The organism is Streptomyces phaeofaciens, assembly GCF_014648915.1.
Taxonomy (GTDB): domain Bacteria; phylum Actinomycetota; class Actinomycetes; order Streptomycetales; family Streptomycetaceae; genus Streptomyces; species Streptomyces phaeofaciens.
In genome coordinates this window covers 43958-60073 of sequence record NZ_BMSA01000035.1, presented here as the reverse complement: position 1 = coordinate 60073, position 16116 = coordinate 43958, and the positions used below count along the sequence as shown (strand labels likewise).

The 16116-nt window shown below is 72.0% G+C and carries 12 protein-coding genes; 10 read left to right on the top strand and 2 right to left on the bottom strand.

Annotated features, from left to right (window positions below; translation table 11 throughout):
* Positions 1-23: 23 nt before the first annotated feature.
* On the bottom strand, positions 24-461 hold the full coding sequence (locus IE275_RS39175) for a cell division protein SepF (RefSeq protein WP_189717460.1): 438 nt from the start codon (positions 459-461) through the stop codon (positions 24-26).
* A 347-nt stretch (positions 462-808) separates the two neighbouring features.
* Between IE275_RS39175 and IE275_RS39170 the strand changes: the two genes are divergently transcribed.
* The gene (locus IE275_RS39170) at positions 809-2011 is read left to right on the top strand and encodes a DUF5685 family protein (RefSeq protein ID WP_189717459.1); all 1203 of its coding nucleotides are present in this window, start codon (positions 809-811) and stop codon (positions 2009-2011) included.
* 122 nt (positions 2012-2133) lie between these two features.
* Positions 2134-2727: a GTP-binding protein gene (locus IE275_RS39165; RefSeq protein WP_189717458.1), complete on the top strand. Its 594-nt coding sequence runs from the start codon at positions 2134-2136 to the stop codon at positions 2725-2727.
* A gap of 17 nt (positions 2728-2744) precedes the next feature.
* On the opposite strand, the gene IE275_RS39160 is transcribed toward IE275_RS39165, so the two are convergent.
* Positions 2745-3695, bottom strand: coding sequence for an ABC transporter substrate-binding protein (locus IE275_RS39160; RefSeq protein ID WP_229871048.1), 951 nt, complete (start codon positions 3693-3695; stop codon positions 2745-2747).
* Positions 3696-4138: 443 nt separating this feature from the next.
* Here IE275_RS39160 and IE275_RS39155 point away from each other — a divergent pair, with 443 nt between their 5' ends.
* The 8 genes from IE275_RS39155 (at position 4139) to IE275_RS39120 (ending at position 16097) form a co-directional block, all read left to right on the top strand.
* Positions 4139-4996 (top strand): amino acid ABC transporter permease, encoded by an 858-nt coding sequence (locus tag IE275_RS39155; RefSeq protein ID WP_189717457.1) that lies wholly within the window; start codon positions 4139-4141, stop codon positions 4994-4996.
* Positions 4993-6786 (top strand): FAD/NAD(P)-binding protein, encoded by a 1794-nt coding sequence (locus IE275_RS39150; RefSeq protein ID WP_189717456.1) that lies wholly within the window; start codon positions 4993-4995, stop codon positions 6784-6786. Before IE275_RS39155 ends, IE275_RS39150 begins: the two co-directional genes overlap by 4 nt.
* Before the next feature lie 34 nt (positions 6787-6820).
* Positions 6821-7582: an amino acid ABC transporter ATP-binding protein gene (locus IE275_RS39145; RefSeq protein WP_308435759.1), complete on the top strand. Its 762-nt coding sequence runs from the start codon at positions 6821-6823 to the stop codon at positions 7580-7582.
* A gap of 683 nt (positions 7583-8265) precedes the next feature.
* Positions 8266-9168, top strand: a complete 903-nt coding sequence (locus tag IE275_RS39140) for a S1 family peptidase (RefSeq protein ID WP_189717455.1) — start codon at positions 8266-8268, stop codon at positions 9166-9168.
* 155 nt (positions 9169-9323) lie between these two features.
* On the top strand, positions 9324-10127 hold the full coding sequence (locus IE275_RS39135; RefSeq protein WP_189717454.1) for a slipin family protein: 804 nt from the start codon (positions 9324-9326) through the stop codon (positions 10125-10127).
* A 266-nt stretch (positions 10128-10393) separates the two neighbouring features.
* Positions 10394-11476, top strand: a complete 1083-nt coding sequence (locus IE275_RS39130; RefSeq protein WP_444545889.1) for a S1 family peptidase — start codon at positions 10394-10396, stop codon at positions 11474-11476.
* 182 nt (positions 11477-11658) lie between these two features.
* Positions 11659-15132 carry a DNA polymerase III subunit alpha gene (locus IE275_RS39125; RefSeq protein WP_189717453.1) on the top strand — a complete coding sequence of 1158 codons (3474 nt, stop codon included), beginning with the start codon at positions 11659-11661 and terminating at the stop codon, positions 15130-15132.
* Positions 15129-16097 carry a DNA polymerase Y family protein gene (locus tag IE275_RS39120; RefSeq protein ID WP_189717452.1) on the top strand — a complete coding sequence of 323 codons (969 nt, stop codon included), beginning with the start codon at positions 15129-15131 and terminating at the stop codon, positions 16095-16097. The genes IE275_RS39125 and IE275_RS39120 overlap by 4 nt, the downstream gene beginning before the upstream one ends.
* The last annotated feature ends 19 nt before the right edge of the window (positions 16098-16116 follow it).

Below are 16116 nucleotides of genomic sequence, written 5' to 3'. Positions count from 1 at the left end.
CAGGGCCGGTGAGCGGCCCTGCCTCAGCTCTGGTTGAAGAAGCCGTCCGTACGGCGGGCCGCCGGATCGCCGTTCACGATCTCGGTGTTGGACGGGGTCAGCAGGAACACCCGGGTCGAGACCCGCTCGATCGAACCGCGCAGACCGAAGATCAGCCCGGCCGCGAAGTCGACGACCCGCTTGGCGTCGCCGGCCTCCATGGCCGTGAGGTTCACGATGACCGGCACACCCTCGCGGAACAGCTCGCCGATGGCCCGCGCGTCCCGGAAGCTGTCCGGGGTGACCGTGCCGATCCGGCGGCCCTTCTCCTCGGCCGTGTCCGAGGCCACCTTCACCCGGGGGTCGGTGACCCAGGCGTCCCCGGAGTCGGTCCCCTCGGAGTAGTCGTCGTCGTAGTAACGCTCGTCATCGTTGTCGTCGACGAGGCCAAGCCAGGCACTCGCCTTGCGCACCGATCCCATGGACGCCTCCTCTCACAGCGGTCTTTCTTGTCTTCCGCATCCCCATGGTCGTCCATGATGCGGATGTCGCGCCAAGTGGATAGACGCCGCGCGGGGGGTTTGTGACGGTACTGGTGCACAGCGAATCCGTCGAGAGCCCGCGTCTCCCAAGGGTCGTACCGTGCACGGCTGCTGACTGAGAGTGAAATATGACTCTTCATGGCGTACGGGTGAAGGGCGGTGCGTACGGGTGAACAGGGCAAGCGGAACCGGCGTGACAATCGGTCGATACGATGCGGCAGCCTCACGCACTTGACAGCAGCTTGCGGCTACCCGCCCATCACATCGTAGAACCACGGGGGATCGTCGTGTTCGGAATTGTCAGGCCATGCAGCCACCGTCTGGGAGACGGCCTCAAGACCCAGTGGATGGCCCACCTGTGCGGGCTCTGCCTCGCGCTGCGCGGGGATCACGGCCAGTTCGCGCGGATCGTCACCAACTACGACGGCCTGCTCATCTCGGTTCTGACGGAGGCTCAGGCCGAGCGGGCCAGGGCCGGCGGCTGGCGGCGTACGGCGGGGCCGTGCCCCCTGCGCGGTATGCGCACCGCCTCCGTCGCCCAGGGCGAGGGCGCCCGACTCGCGGCCGCCGTCTCGCTGGTGCTGGCCTCCGCCAAGGTCCGCGACCATGTCGCCGACGGCGACGGACTGCTGAAGCGCCGGCCGGTCGCCGTCGCCGCGCGCAGGGTCGCCGCGAGCTGGGGGCGGGCCGGGGAGCGGAGCGGGGCCGCGGTCGGCTTCGACACCGCCGTCCTCGTCGGCGCCGTGGAGCGGCAGATCGGCATCGAGTCGCTCGCCGGGCCCGGCACCTCGCTGCTGACCGTCACCGAGCCCACCGAGACCGCCACCGCCGCCGCGTTCGCGCACACCGCGGTCCTGGCGGGCCGCCCCGGCAACGCCCAGCCGCTCGCCGAGGCCGGGCGCCTGTTCGGACGGCTGGCCCATCTGCTGGACGCCGTCGAGGACCGGGAGACCGACGCCGCGGCCGGCGCCTGGAACCCGCTGACGGCGACCGGGACCCCGCTCACCGAGGCCCGGCGGCTCGCCGACGACGCCCTGCACGGGATCCGGCTCGCCCTGAAGGACGTCGAGTTCACGGAGGGCAGGCTGGCGCATCTGCTGCTCGCCCATGAGCTGGAGCGGTCGGTGGACCGGGCGTTCGGGTCGCGGTCGTGCGGGCACGCGCACGGTCCGGACGGCGCCTTCGGGCCGCCGACCGGTCCGTACGCCCCGCAGAGCCCGGCCGGTCCGGACACGCCGGGCAACCCCTTCGGGGGCGAGCCGCCGCGTCCGGACAAGCGGGGCCTGCTCGCCGGATGCGCCGTCGCCCTCGGACTGTTCTGCACCTGCCAGGTGTGCTGCGCCGACGAGTTCGAGGGGCCCTGGTCGCGCAAGAAGCGGGACGGCTGGTGCGGCGACTGCTGCAACTGCGACGGCTCCTGCTGTGACTGCTGCAACTGCTGTGACGGGTGCGACTGCTGTGACGGCTGCGGCTGCGACTGCTCCTGCTGACGTGACGTCATCTTTTCGGCGGGGTTCGCCGGACGGGTGAGTGGTCGGCGGCCCACGGCCGTATCTCCGGTCGAGGAGACGGACCGCGTACGGCCCGTCGATGCTCGAAAGGACCAGGGACCATGTCCGGGTGCTCAGAGAAAGCCGTGCCTCTCGCGCTGAAGATCGTGGTGAGCGGGGGGCTCGGGGTGGGCAAGACGACCTTCATCGGGGCCGTCTCCGAGATCGAGCCCCTCGGCACGGAGGCTCCCCTCACCCAGGTGTCGGTGGGGGTCGATTCGCTGGAGGGGGTGGAGTCCAAGACGACCACCACCGTCGCCCTCGACTTCGGGCGGATCACCTTCGACCGCATCGCGCTGTATCTGTTCGGGACGCCGGGGCAGAGCCGGTTCAGGTTCCTCTGGGACGACCTGGTGGACGGCGCGCTCGGCACGGTGGTCCTCGTGGACGCCCGCCGGATCGAGGAGTGTTTTCCGGCGGTCGACCACGTCGAGGCGCGGGGGGCGCCGTTCGTGCTCGCGGTCAACCGGTTCGACGGGGCCGAGCGCGTCGAACTCGACCGGGTGCGCACGGCGTTGGGGCTGAACGCGGAGATCCCCGTACTGGAGTGCGACGCACGGGACGCGGGGTCCGTACGGGAGGTGCTCGGGGCGCTGGTGGACCGGGTGATCGGGGTCAGGGCCGACCGCGGCCGGCGGGCCGTGGTCGTGCCCTGACGGTTTCCCCGGGCCCCTCAGGGGGTGGTCACCTCCGGGGGCGAGATCTCGGACTTCGCGATGGCCGAGTCCGTCGTGCCCCACTTCTTCAGGATCCTGGCGTACGTGCCGTCCTCGATCAGCCGGTTCACCGCCGCCTGGAAGGCGGGAGCCAGCTCGGTGCCCTTGTCGAAGGCGAAGCCGACGTCCAGCCGGTGGAACTCGTTGAGGAACTTGACGCCCTTCTGGTGGGCGACGGCGTAGCGCAGGCCGTTGATCGTGGACATCACGATGTCGCTGCGGCCCTGCTGGAGGGAGGACCAGATGGCGCCCTGCTCGCTGTAGGTCTGCACGGTGTACGCCTTCTCGCCGGCGTCGGTGCAGAGGTGCTTGTTCTCCTCCAGCGTGGCCTCGAACGTGGTGCCGGCGCCGGTGGCGACGGTCAGACCGCACAGCTGCCGCAGGTCGGTCACCTCGGAGAGCTTGCTGTCCTCGCGGGTGGCGAAGCCCTGACCGTCGTTGATGTAGGTGACGAAGTCGATGGTCTTGAGACGTTCGGTGGTGACGCCGAAGTTGCTGACGCCGAGGTCGTACTTGCCGCTGTCCAGGGCGGGCAGGATCGCCTCGAAACTCGCCTGCTCCGTCCTGACCTCGATGCCGAGCACCTTGGCGACGGCGTCGGTGAAGTCGACGTCCTGGCCGGCCAGGGTCTTGCCGTCGTCCAGGAAGCCGGTGCCGGGCGGGGTGCCGCCGACGCTGAGGCCGACGGTCAGGCCGCTCACCCCGGACGGCAGCAGCGCGGCGGCCTTCTCGTCCTTGTGGATCGAGGACACCACGTCCGTGGTGGGGATCGCGTCGGACTGGGCGGCCACCTCGGCCGTGTCGGTCCCGGACGAGCCGGAGCCGCACGCGGTGAGCAGCAGGGTCGCCGAGGTGATCAGGGCGAAGGGGAGGAAATGCCGATGTCGGACACGCGAAGGCATGCGCATGGGTGCGTTCTCCTGGAAGCAAGGCAAGGCAAGAGCGAGAAGAAGAGGGGGAGTTGCGCGAGGGGAGGGGTGCGCGTGTGAAGGCGGGAGGAGATCACGCGAAACGCGCCCGTCCGGTCAGTGGAGCGGGGCGCGCAGGGGGTCAGCTCAACAGGAAGAGGACCACACTCGACCGAAGTCGATGTGGGAGCGTGTGACCAGCCACTGCTGCGGATGCATGGGCCAAGTGGAACAGGTCCCCGGTTGCCCGTCAACCGAGTTGAGATGTACGGCTCACACTGTGGACGGCCTTGACAGCGAGGGGAAACGCCCCCGTAGTCTCGCTGTACGGCCCTGCTGAGGGGCTCGGCCGTATCCGCGCCGCGCCGCGCTCCGGCGCCTGGCGCGCCCGGTGTGTGAAGGCACCACCCGTGTTCGACACTGACGCATCACGGAGCCTTCGCATGTCTTCCGACACCCTCGCCAAAGCCCCCGCCGCACCCGATCTGCCGCGCCCCGCGGACACCCTGCCGATCGTCCCGCGACGCCGGCTCGGACAGTGGACGGCCGCCGTCGCCGTCCTCGTCCTCCTCGCGCTGGCCGTCAACTCGGTGCTGCGCAACGAGGCGTTCCAGTGGGACGTCGTCGCCGACTACTTCACCACCGACGCGGTCCTGCGCGGACTGTGGCTCACGCTGTGGCTGACGGCGGTGGTGATGGGACTCGGATTCGCCCTGGGCACCCTGCTGGCCGCCGCCCGGCTCTCCACCAACCCCGTGCTGAGAAGCGTCGGTTGGGGATACGTCTGGCTGTTCCGGTCGATCCCGATCCTGGTGCAGCTGCTGCTCTGGTTCAACATCGGGGCGCTGTACCCGCAGCTGTTCGGCGTGCGCACCGTCGACCTGTTCACCCCGATCGCCGTCGCGATCATCGGGCTCACGCTGCACGAGGCCGCGTACGCCGCCGAAGTGGTCCGAGGCGGCATCCTCTCCGTCGACCGGGGGCAGATCGAGGCCGCGCAGGCGCTCGGGCTGAGCCGGTGGCGTCGCTGGTGGCGGATCGTGCTGCCGCAGGCCATGCGCGCCATCGTGCCGCCGGCCGGGAACATGCTGATCGGCACCCTCAAGGGCACCTCCATCGTCAGCGTCATCGCCGTCCAGGACCTGCTGTTCTCGGTACAGCTCGTCTACCACCGCACCTACCAGGTCATCCCGCTGCTGATGGTCGCCACCGTCTGGTACACCCTGGTCACCTCGGTGCTGAGTGTCGGTCAGTACTACGTGGAGCGGCACTACGCGCGCGGGACGGGGCCGGCGCGATGAGGCAGTCCCTGGTGATCGTCGGGGCCGGGCCGCGGGGGACCGGTCTGATCGAGCGGATCGCCGCGAGCGCGCCCGAGCTGTACGCGGGTCCGGGCCTCGACATCCATCTCGTCGATCCGCATCCGCCGGGCGCCGGACGGATCTGGCGGGCCGCCCAGTCGCCGCTGCTCTGGATGAACTCGCACGCCGAGGACGTCACCATGTTCACCGACGAGACGGTGGTCATGGACGGACCGGTGCGGCCGGGACCCACGCTCCACGAATGGGCCGGCGTCGACGGAGCGCTCTTCGCCGACCGGCAGCTTCAGGGCGCCTACCTGCGCTGGGTCCACGAGCGGGCGGTCGCCGGCCTGCCCGCGGAGATCACCGTTCACCACCACCCGTGCCGCGCGCTGCGGGTGAGCGGATCGCGCGAGGGGCGCCAGCGGGTGTGGCTGGAGAACGGGCCCCGGCCGCTCCTCGCCGACCTCGTCGTCCTCGCGCTCGGCCATCTCGACGCCGAACTCGACGACGAACAGGGGGAGCTGGCGGCGTACGCCGGCGAGCACGGGCTCACCCATCTCCCGCCCGACTTCACCGCCGACAGCGACCTGTCCGCGCTCGCGCCCGGCGAACCGGTCCTCGTGCGCGGCTTCGGGCTCGCCTTCGTCGACCTGATGGTCCTGCTCACCGAGGGCCGCGGCGGACGCTACGAGGGGGACACCTACCTGCCCTCGGGTCGGGAGCCGGTGCTGTACGTCGGGTCGCGGCGCGGAGTGCCGTACCACGCGAAGATCGGCTACGACTGGACGGGGGAGCGGCCGCCGCTGCCCCGGTTCCTGGGCCCCGCCGAGATCGAGGAGCTGACGGCGCGACCGGGGAGATCCCACGGCCCGGGCGAAGCCGGGAGCGGGGGAGCGCTCGACTTCCGGCGGGACGTCTGGCCGCTGGTGGAGAAGGAACTGGGGTTCGCGCACTACCACCGGCTGTTCACCGCCCATCCCGAGCGGACCGCGATGGCCTGGACGGACTTCGAGGAGAAGTACGCCGCCGCGTCCGGGGCGGCCGAGCGCGAGGCCCTGGTGTCGTCCGCCGTGCCCGACCCGCACGACCGGCTCGACCTCGCCGCGCTCGACCGGCCCCTGGACGGGGTGCGGTACGCCTCCCACGAGGAGTTCCAGGACGGGCTGCGGGGTTACGTCGAGGACGATCTGAGCCGCCGCCATGATCCCCGCAACAGCGCCGACCTGGGTGTCTTCCTCGGACTGCTGTCCGTCTACGGGCAGTTGGTGCGGCTCGGGGACATCGGGCCCTGGTGGCACGGCTTCTTCAGCCACCTGGCCTCCGGGCCGCCCGGACCCCGGCTGCGGAACCTGCTCGCCCTGTCCCGGGCCGGGGTGCTGAGGTTCGTCGGCGCCGACATGGCCGTACGGGCCGAGGACGGTGTGTTCCGGGCGTCCAGCCCGACCGTGCCCGGCTTCTCGGTCGAGGCCCGGGCGCTCGTCGAGGCCCGGCTGCCCGAGCCGACCCTGCGGCGCGCCCGCGACCCGCTGCTGCGCGAGCTGTACGCGGAGGGCGCCGGTGAGACGGCCGACGGACTGCTGCGGGTGGATCGGGCCGACGGGCGGATCCTGGACCGGGCCGGCCGGCCGCACCCACGGCGCTTTGCGCTCGGACCGCACACCGACGGCCGCACCCCGGGCGCCTTCACCCGGCCGCGGACGGGCGGGCCGGCGTTCCGGCAGAACGACGCCACCGCGCGGGCCGCCCTGGTGTTCCTGCGGGACCTCGGCGCCGAAGCCGCCGCGTGACCCGACTCCCTTGCCAGCGGAAGGAATCCACGCGATGAGCGTCATGGTCGACATCAGGTCCGTGCACAAGAGCTTCGGCTCGCTGGAGGTGCTCAAGGGCATCGATCTGTCGGTGCGCGCAGGAGAGGTCACCGTCGTCCTCGGGCCGTCCGGCTCCGGCAAGTCGACGCTGCTGCGCACCGTCAACCACCTGGAGAAGGTGGACCGGGGCGCGATCAGCGTCGACGGCGAACTGATCGGCTACCGGCGATCGGGGGACAGACTGTACGAACTGCCCGAGCGCGAGGTGCTGCGGCAGCGCACCCGGATCGGGTTCGTCTTCCAGAACTTCCATCTGTTCCCGCACCTCACCGTCCTCGACAACGTCGTCGAGGCACCGGTGTCCGCGCTGAAGCGGCCCCGCGGGCAGGCGGTCGAGGCGGCGCGCCGGCTGCTGGAGCGGGTGGGTCTCGCCGAGAAGGCCGACGCCTATCCGCGGCAGCTGTCCGGCGGACAGCAGCAGCGGGTGGCCATCGCGCGGGCGCTCGCGCTGGAGCCGAGGCTGCTGCTCTTCGACGAGCCGACCTCCGCGCTCGACCCCGAACTGGTCGGTGAGGTCCTCGACGTCATGAGGGACCTGGCCGGACAGGGCACCACGATGATCGTCGTCACGCACGAGATCGGGTTCGCCCGCGAGGTCGCCGACACCGTGGTGTTCATGGACGACGGGCGGATCGTCGAACAGGGGCCGCCCGGCGATGTCCTGGACCGGCCGCGCGAGGAGCGCACCAAGGCGTTCCTGTCCAAGGTCCTCTGAGCCGGGAAGGGGTTCTGCGAGATGACCTCCGCGTCGAGGGCTTTCCGGACGGGCGACTTCCGGACATCCCCGGGGCCTGGGTGGCCACAGAGGAGGCAGTGACGCTCACGGCGGCCGAGGGTGACGGGCCACCGTGGACGGAAAGCCGTTCGGCGGCGGGACCCGGTCCGGCGCCGGCACCGGACCGGTGAGCGCCGCCCGGGTGGCGCTCGGCGGGCGGTGCTCGCCGCCGCCACCGGCGGGGTGAGCGGCCGCCGGTTCCGGTTCCCGCACCCCGGCGCACCCGACGCGGACGGGCGCGCCACCGTCGACGTCCACCGGGCCGTGCCGCCGCCGTGCGCCTTCGCCGGCGGCCTTCGTCCGCCCGTCCCCGCCGCCGGGCGACGCCCGGCCCGTCGCGATCGGGGCGGGGGAGCGCACCCCGCGCCGACCCGCGCCGATCAGCGCTCACCCGCGCCCACCCGCTCCGACAACGCGCGGGAGGCGCACAACTCCCTTGGTTCGCCCACAGGTCGGCGGCCGAAAGGCGCCCTTGCGCCTACCGGCCGTTCGGCCGAATACTCCCCCACAGCGCTTGTCAGGGTCACGGCGTGTCCGGAATCCGGGCGAACGGCGGTCCTGGCTGCGCCTCACGGGCCCCGACCCCACGCGGGCCCCCGACGTCCCCTGGGAGGGAACGACAAGTGAGGATCAAGCGCACCACCCCCACGAGCGGTATCACGAGACGGAGCCGGCTGATCGCCGTCACCACCGGACTCGTGGCCGCGGCCGCCGTCGCCATCCCCCACGCGAACGCGGCGGACACCCCCACGTTCAGTGCCGCCCAGCTCAAGAGCGCCGGCAGCGCGGTGCTCGAGGCCGACATCCCGGGTACCGCCTGGGCCGTCGACGCCAAGACCAACCGGCTGCTGGTGACCGTCGACAGCACGGTCTCCGACGCCGAGATCGCACAGATCAAGGAGCAGGCCGGCGGCAACGCCGACGCGCTCACGATCAAGCACACCCCGGGCAAGTTCAACAAGCTGATCGGCGGCGGCGACGCCATCTACGGCGGCGGCTACCGCTGTTCGCTCGGCTTCAACGTGGTCAGCGGAAGCACCTACTACTTCCTGACCGCCGGGCACTGCGGCGAGGTCGCCTCGACCTGGTACTCCAACTCCGGTCAGACCACCGTGCTGGGCACGAACAGCGGCTACAGCTTCCCGACCAACGACTACGCGCTGGTCCGCTACACCAACACCTCGGTCGCCAAGGCGGGCACCGCGGGCAACACCGACATCACCAGTGCCGGCAACGCCACCGTCGGCCAGTCGGTCATCCGGGACGGCTCCACGACCGGTATCCACACCGGCCGGGTGACGGCCCTGAACGCCACGGTCAACTACGGCGGCGGCGATGTGGTCTACCAGATGATCCAGACCAACGTCTGCGCCGAGGGCGGCGACTCCGGTGGCGCCCTCTACACCTCCGGTGGTGTCGCGCTCGGTCTGACCTCCGGCGGCAGCGGCAACTGCACCTCGGGCGGTACGACCTTCTTCCAGCCCGTGACCGAGGCCCTGAGCCGCTACGGCGTCAGCGTCTTCTGACCCACCGATCCACCGCCACCCCCCACGATCCACCCCGCGGCCGGCCGCGGAGGTGAGCCCCCGTGCACCAACCGGTGCGCGGGGGCTCGCCCTTGTCCGGAGGGCGGGGTTACCGTCGAGGCACGGGCAGTCCTTCGGACCCCTGGGGGGCCGGCATGGTCGAGGAGCTGGTGGCGGCGGGAGCGGCGCTCGCGTGTGCCGGGGTGGTGTACGTGGCGGCGGCGGCGCGGGTCGTCAAACAGTACGAGCGGGGCGTGGTCTTCCGGCTCGGCCGGCTGCGGCCCGAGGTGCGCGGTCCGGGGCTCACCCTGATCGTTCCGGGCGTCGACCGGCTCCGGAAGGTGAACCTGCAGATCGTCACCATGCCGGTGCCGGGGCAGGAGGGCATCACCCGGGACAACGTCACGGTCCGGGTGGACGCCGTCGTCTACTTCCGGGTGACCTCACCGGCCGACGCGGTCGTGCGGGTGGAGGACTACCGGTTCGCGGTCTCGCAGATGGCCCAGACCTCGCTGCGCTCGATCATCGGCAAGAGCGAGCTGGACGATCTGCTCTCCAACCGCGAAAAGCTGAACCAGGGGCTGGAGTTGATGATCGACAGTCCGGCCGTGGAGTGGGGCGTCACCATCGACCGGGTCGAGATCAAGGACGTCTCCCTGCCCGAGACGATGAAGCGGTCCATGGCCCGGCAGGCCGAGGCCGACCGGGAGCGCCGGGCCCGGGTCATCAACGCGGACGCCGAGCTCCAGGCGTCGAAGAAGCTCGCCGAGGCGGCGAAGGAGATGTCCGAGCAGCCCGCCGCGCTCCAGCTGCGGCTGCTCCAGACGGTGGTGGCGGTCGCCGCCGAGAAGAACTCCACGCTGGTGCTGCCGTTCCCGGTGGAGCTGCTGAGGTTCCTGGAGAGGGCGCAGCAGCCGCCCGCGGCGCCCGCGCCGGAGACCAGATCGAGCCAGGACTAGACCTCACCGTCCTGTGTGCGGTTACTCACGCGTAACGTTTGCAGTGCGAACGTCCCGTGAAGCTCCTGTGATTCCTTCCGTCACTTCCCCGTAGTGGCAGGGGTGGTGAAGGCGCGAAGGGCGCGCGGTGCTCACCCTGTGCGCGTCCTGAAGTCGACCTTGTGCGCTCCCTGTGGGTTTCGGAAGAGTGGCTGCCCGTCAACCAGCCTTCCGGCCCGTTCGGTCCCCATAGCCGCCCGGGTCGACCCCCCACAGGAGGACAAGAGTTGAAGCATCGACGCATATCCCGGCGGCGGGCCGTCATGGTGGGCGCGGGTGTCGCCGCGCTCGTCGCGGCGGGCGTGACCTTCCAGACTGCGAACGCCAGTGAGCCCGCAAAGGCTTCCGAGCCCACCACCCTCTCGGCCCTCGCGGCCGGAAAGCTCGCCTCGACCCTCGGCGAGGACCTCGGCGCCGACGCGGCGGGCACGTACTACGACGCCAAGAGCCGCAGCCTCGTCGTGAACGTGCTCGACGAGAGCGCCGTCCGGGCCGTCGAGGCGGCCGGCGCCCGGGCCAGAGTCGTCGAGAACTCCCTCGCCGAGCTGACGGGCGCCCGGACGACCCTCGCGGACGACGCGGCCGTCCCCGGCACCGCCTGGGTGACCGACCCGCGCAGCAACAAGGTCGTCGTCACCGCAGACCGCACCGTCTCGGACGCCGAGTGGAGCAAGCTCACCAAGGTCGTCGACGGGCTCGGCCAGGTGGCCGAGCTCCGGCGCACCAAGGGGGAGTTCAAGCCCTTCGTGGCCGGCGGCGACGCCATCACCGGCGGCACCGGCCGCTGTTCGCTCGGCTTCAACGTGGTCAAGGGCGGCGAGCCGTACTTCCTGACCGCGGGCCACTGCACCGACGCCATCTCCACCTGGTCGGACTCCTCCGGCGCCGAGATCGGCACCAACGAGACCTCCAGCTTCCCCGGCGACGACTACGGCCTGGTCAAGTACACCGCCGATGTCGCCCACCCGAGCGAGGTGAACCTCTACAACGGCTCCGCGCAGGCCATCACCGGCGCCGCCGAGGCCACCGTGGGCATGAAGGTCACCCGCAGCGGCTCGACCACCCAGGTCCACTCCGGCACGGTCACCGGTCTGGACGCCACGGTGAACTACGGCAACGGCGACGTCGTCGAGGGTCTGATCCAGACCGACGTCTGCGCCGAGCCCGGCGACAGTGGCGGCTCCCTCTTCTCGGGCGGCAGCGCGGTCGGCCTGACCTCCGGCGGCAGCGGCGACTGCACCTCGGGCGGGGAGACGTTCTTCCAGCCGGTGACGGAGGCGCTGTCGGCGACGGGGACACAGATCGGCTGACCGGCTGACCGGCACGTCCTTGGAGGTCCCGCCCCGTGCGTGAGGGGGCGGGACCTCGGGCTGTGTGGGCGGACGTTTGCGCAGGTGGGAAGCGCCCGAGCGGCTGTCGTACAGATGTTCGGAAATTGGTCTATGGTGGGGGTGGGAGAGTTGGGAACTGATGTTCGATTGTGGAGGTGTGGATGCCCGGCTTCACGCATCTGCACACCGTCTCCGGGTTCTCTCTGCGGTACGGCGCCTCGCACCCGGAGCGCCTGGCCGAGCGCGCCTCCGAGCGGGGCATGGACGCCCTCGCCGTCACCGACCGCGACACCCTCGCCGGCACGGTCCGCTTCGCCAAGGCCTGCGCCAAAGCCGGAATCCGGCCGCTCTTCGGGGTGAACCTCGCGACGGCCCCGCCCGAGCCGCCACGAAAGGAGAGGCGCCGCACCCCCGTGCGCGGCGGCGCCTTCGTCGACGAGTCGGCCGCCCGCGTCACCTTCCTCGCCCGGGACGGCGCCCGGGGCTGGGCCGATCTGTGCCGGATCGTGACCACCGCCCACGCCGCCGAGGACGCCCCCCTGCTGCCCTGGGACGGCAACCGCGGCGACGGCCTGACCGTCCTGCTCGGCCCCGCCTCCGACGTGGGCCGCGCCCTCGCCGCCGGCCGCCCGGACCGGGCCGCGAAGCTCCTCGTCCCCTGGCGCGCGGTCTACGGCGACGCCCTGCGGCTGGAGGCCGTCTGGCACGGCCGCACCGGCACCGGACCCGGCTCCCTGCGCCTGGCCGCCCGTACCGTCGGCTTCGCCGCCGAACAGCGGATCCGGCCGGTGCTCAGCAACGCCGTCCGCTACGCCGACCCCGGTCTGGGCCCGGTCGCCGACGTCCTGGACGCCGCCCGCCGGCTCGTCCCCATCGACCCGACCGGGGAACTCGACTCCGGGGAGGCCTGGCTGAAGGACGCGGACACCATGCTCGGGGTGGCGGAGCGGATCGTCGAGGCCGCGGGCTTCCGCCGGGACACCGCCCACCGTCTGCTGGAGCAGACCCGGGCGACGGCCGCCGCGTGCCTGGTCGACCCCGAGGACGACCTCGGCATGGGCGCCGTCCACTTCCCCGAGGCGCACCTCGTCGGCGCGGGCCGCCGCACCGCCCAGCGGGTGCTGGCCTCGCGGGCGGCGGCGGGCATGGTGCTGCGCGGATACGACCGGTCGGCACGGGCGCGGCGCTACTGGGAGCGGATGCACCACGAGCTGGACATCATCGCCCACCACGGCTTCGCCTCGTACTTCCTGACGGTCGCCCAAGTGGTGGACGACGTACGGGACATGGGTGTCCGGGTCGCCGCGCGCGGCTCCGGCGCGGGCTCCCTCGTCAACCATCTTCTCGGCATCGCCCACGCCGACCCGGTCGAGCACGGGCTGCTGATGGAGCGCTTCCTGTCGAAGGAGCGGGTCGTGCTGCCCGACATCGACATCGACGTGGAGTCCGCGCGCCGGCTGGAGGTCTACCGCGCGATCATCGGCCGTTTCGGGGCGGAGCGGGTCGCGACGGTGGCGATGCCGGAGACGTACCGGGTCCGGCACGCCGTCCGGGACGTCGGCGCGGCGCTGTCCATGGACCCCGCCGACATCGACCGCATCGCCAAGTCCTTCCCGCACATCCGGGCCCGCGACGCCCGCGCGGCGCTGGAGGAACTGCCCGAGCTGAAGGCGCTGGCGGGGGAGAAGGAGAAGTACGGGAAGCTGTGGGAGCTGGTCGAGGGTCTCGACGCCCTCCCGCGCGGGATCGCCATGCACCCGTGCGGGGTGATCCTCTCCGACGCCTCCCTGCTCTCCCGTACGCCGGTCATGCCGACCAGCGGCGAGGGGTTCCCCATGGCGCAGTTCGACAAGGAGGACGTGGAGGACCTCGGGCTGCTCAAGCTGGACGTGCTGGGCGTGCGGATGCAGTCGGCGATGGCGCACGCGGTCGCGGAGGTGCAACGGGCGAGCGGGGAGCGGATCGACCTGGACGCGGTCGAGGGCGGGGATCCGGCGACGTACCGGCTCATCAGGTCCACCGAGACGCTGGGCTGCTTCCAGATCGAGTCGCCGGGCCAGCGGGATCTGGTGGGGCGGCTCCAGCCGGCCGGCTTCCACGACCTGGTCGTCGACATCTCGCTCTTCCGGCCCGGGCCGGTCGCCGCCGACATGGTGCGGCCGTTCATCGAGGCACGGCACGGGCGGGCGCCCGTCCGCTATCCGCACCGCGATCTGGAGGAGCCGCTGAAGGGGACGTACGGGGTCGTCGTCTTCCACGAGCAGATCATCGACATCGTGGCGATCATGACCGGCTGCGGGCGCGGTGAGGCGGACCGGGTGCGGCGCGGGCTGTCCGACCCGGAGTCGCAGGGGCGGATCAAGGTGTGGTTCGCCCAGCACGCGGCGGAGCGCGGATATGACGCGGAAACGATTCGGCGGACCTGGGAGATCATCGAGGCCTTCGGCTCGTACGGCTTCTGCAAGGCGCACGCGGTCGCCTTCGCCGTGCCGACCTACCAGTCGGCGTGGCTGAAGGCGCACCACCCGGCCGCCTTCTATGCCGGGCTGCTCACCCATGACCCCGGGATGTATCCGAAGCGGCTGCTGCTGGCGGACGCGCGGCGGCGCGGGGTGCCGGTCCTGCCGTTGGACGTGAACCGGTCGGGGGTCGCCCATCGTATCGAACTGGTGTCTGAATCACCGGTGGTGTGGGGGCTGCGGCTGGCCCTCTCCGATGTGCACGGCATCAGCGAGACCGAGGCGGCGCGGGTCGCGGACGGGCAGCCGTACGCCTCGCTGCTGGACTTCTGGGAGCGGGCGCGGCCGAGCCGTCCGCTCGCCGGGCGGCTGGCCCAGGTGGGCGCGCTGGACGCCTTCGGGGCCAACCGGCGTGATCTCCAGCTGCACCTGGCCGAGCTGCACCGGGGCGCGCGGGGCGCGGGAGGCGGTCAACTGCCCCTGGCGGGCGGGCGGAGGACCGCCCCGGCCGGGCTGTCCGACCTCACCTCGGCGGAGCGGCTCAGCGCCGAACTGGGCGTGTTGTCCATGGACGCCTCGCGCCATCTGATGGACGACCACCGGGAGTTCCTGCGCGAGCTGGGCGTGGTGTCGGCACGCCGGCTGCGGGAGGCGCGGCACGGGGAGACCGTACTGGTCGCGGGCGCCAAGGCGGCCACCCAGACACCGCCGGTCCGGTCCGGCAAGCGGGTCATCTTCACCACCCTCGACGACGGCACCGGCCTGGTCGACCTCGCCTTCTTCGACGACTCCCACGACGCCTGCGCCCACACCGTCTTCCATTCCTGGCTCCTCCTGGTGCGCGGGGTGGTGCAGCGGCGCGGTCCGCGCAGCCTCAGCGTGGTGGGCGCCGCCGCCTGGAACCTCGCCGAACTCGTCGAACTGCGCGCCCGGGGCGGGCTGGACGAGGTGGCGGCGCGGCTGGTGCAGCCGGAGCCGGAGCCGGTGGTGAGAGAAGCGAAGGGGACGGAGGAGGCGGAGGGTGCGGTCGGGAAGAACGGCGATCCGACGGGCGGTCGGCGCATCCAACTGCCCACCGGATACGAACTGCATCCATGGGCCGATCTGCGCCCTGCGGGCGAAGACCCCGCGAAGGTAAGGAAGTTGTGGCACCAGAGCCCGGGGAGTGCGGGATGACCATCGTCTGTGTACGTTTCCAGCTGCCTTCGACCCGTGAGGCCCTCCTGCCGGAACTGCTCGGACTGCTCGAGGAGTTCACCCCGGTCGTCGAGGCGCTGCCGCCGGACGGGGCGCTGGCCGATCTGCGGGGCGCCGAACGGTACTTCGGGCGCGACGCGGTGGAACTGGCGTCGGTGATCCGGGTCCGGGCGCTCGCGCGGTACGGCGTGGACTGCGTGATCGGCGCCGGACCGGGCCCGATGCTGGCCCGCCTGGCCCTGCGGGACGCCCGGCCGGGGCTGACCTGCGCGGTCCCCGAGGCCGGGGAGCGGGAGTTCCTCGCCGGGAAGCCGGTCGGCGCGCTGCCGGGCGTCGGCACGGCCACCGCCCGCACGCTGTGCGAGTACGGCCTCGACACCCTCGGCCGGGTCGCCGCCGCGCCCCTGTCCACGCTCCAGCGGCTGGTCGGCGCCCGCACGGGCCGGGAGCTGCACGAGAAGGCGAACGGGATCGACCGGGGCCGCGTCGTCCCGAACGCCGTCTCCCGCTCCCTGGCCGCCGAACGTCCCTTCGACCGCGACGAGCTGGACCCCGGCCGGCACCGCCGGGCCCTTCTCTCGGCCGCCGAGGAACTGGGCACCCGGCTGCGCTCCCTGGAGAAGGTCTGCCGCGTCCTGACCCTCACCGTGCGCTACGCGGACCGCTCCTCCACCACCCGCAGCCGCACGCTCAAGGAGCCGACCGCGCACTCGGCGGCCCTGACCGGGACGGCGTACGGCATGTACGAGGCCCTGGGCCTCCAGCGCGCCCGGGTCCGGGCGATCGTCCTGCGCGCCGAGTCCCTCGGCCCCGCCGAGCAGGCCTCCTACCAGCTCACCTTCGATCCCGTCGACGAAAAGATCCGCCGTGTCGAACAGGTCGCCGACCGCATTCGCGCGAAGTTCGGGCCGGGGGCGGTGAAACCGGGGGCGCTGGCGGCGTGAGGCGGCGCGCCCGAAGGCG

Coding starts and splice junctions, on each gene's coding strand:
- IE275_RS39175 (WP_189717460.1), bottom strand. CDS start 461: ATGGGATCGGTGCGCAAGGCGAGTGCCTGGCTTGGCCTCGTCGACGAC.
- IE275_RS39165 (WP_189717458.1), top strand. CDS start 2,134: ATGTCCGGGTGCTCAGAGAAAGCCGTGCCTCTCGCGCTGAAGATCGTG.
- IE275_RS39160 (WP_229871048.1), bottom strand. CDS start 3,695: ATGCGCATGCCTTCGCGTGTCCGACATCGGCATTTCCTCCCCTTCGCC.
- IE275_RS39155 (WP_189717457.1), top strand. CDS start 4,139: ATGTCTTCCGACACCCTCGCCAAAGCCCCCGCCGCACCCGATCTGCCG.
- IE275_RS39150 (WP_189717456.1), top strand. CDS start 4,993: ATGAGGCAGTCCCTGGTGATCGTCGGGGCCGGGCCGCGGGGGACCGGT.
- IE275_RS39145 (WP_308435759.1), top strand. CDS start 6,821: ATGAGCGTCATGGTCGACATCAGGTCCGTGCACAAGAGCTTCGGCTCG.
- IE275_RS39135 (WP_189717454.1), top strand. CDS start 9,324: ATGGTCGAGGAGCTGGTGGCGGCGGGAGCGGCGCTCGCGTGTGCCGGG.
- IE275_RS39125 (WP_189717453.1), top strand. CDS start 11,659: ATGCCCGGCTTCACGCATCTGCACACCGTCTCCGGGTTCTCTCTGCGG.
- IE275_RS39120 (WP_189717452.1), top strand. CDS start 15,129: ATGACCATCGTCTGTGTACGTTTCCAGCTGCCTTCGACCCGTGAGGCC.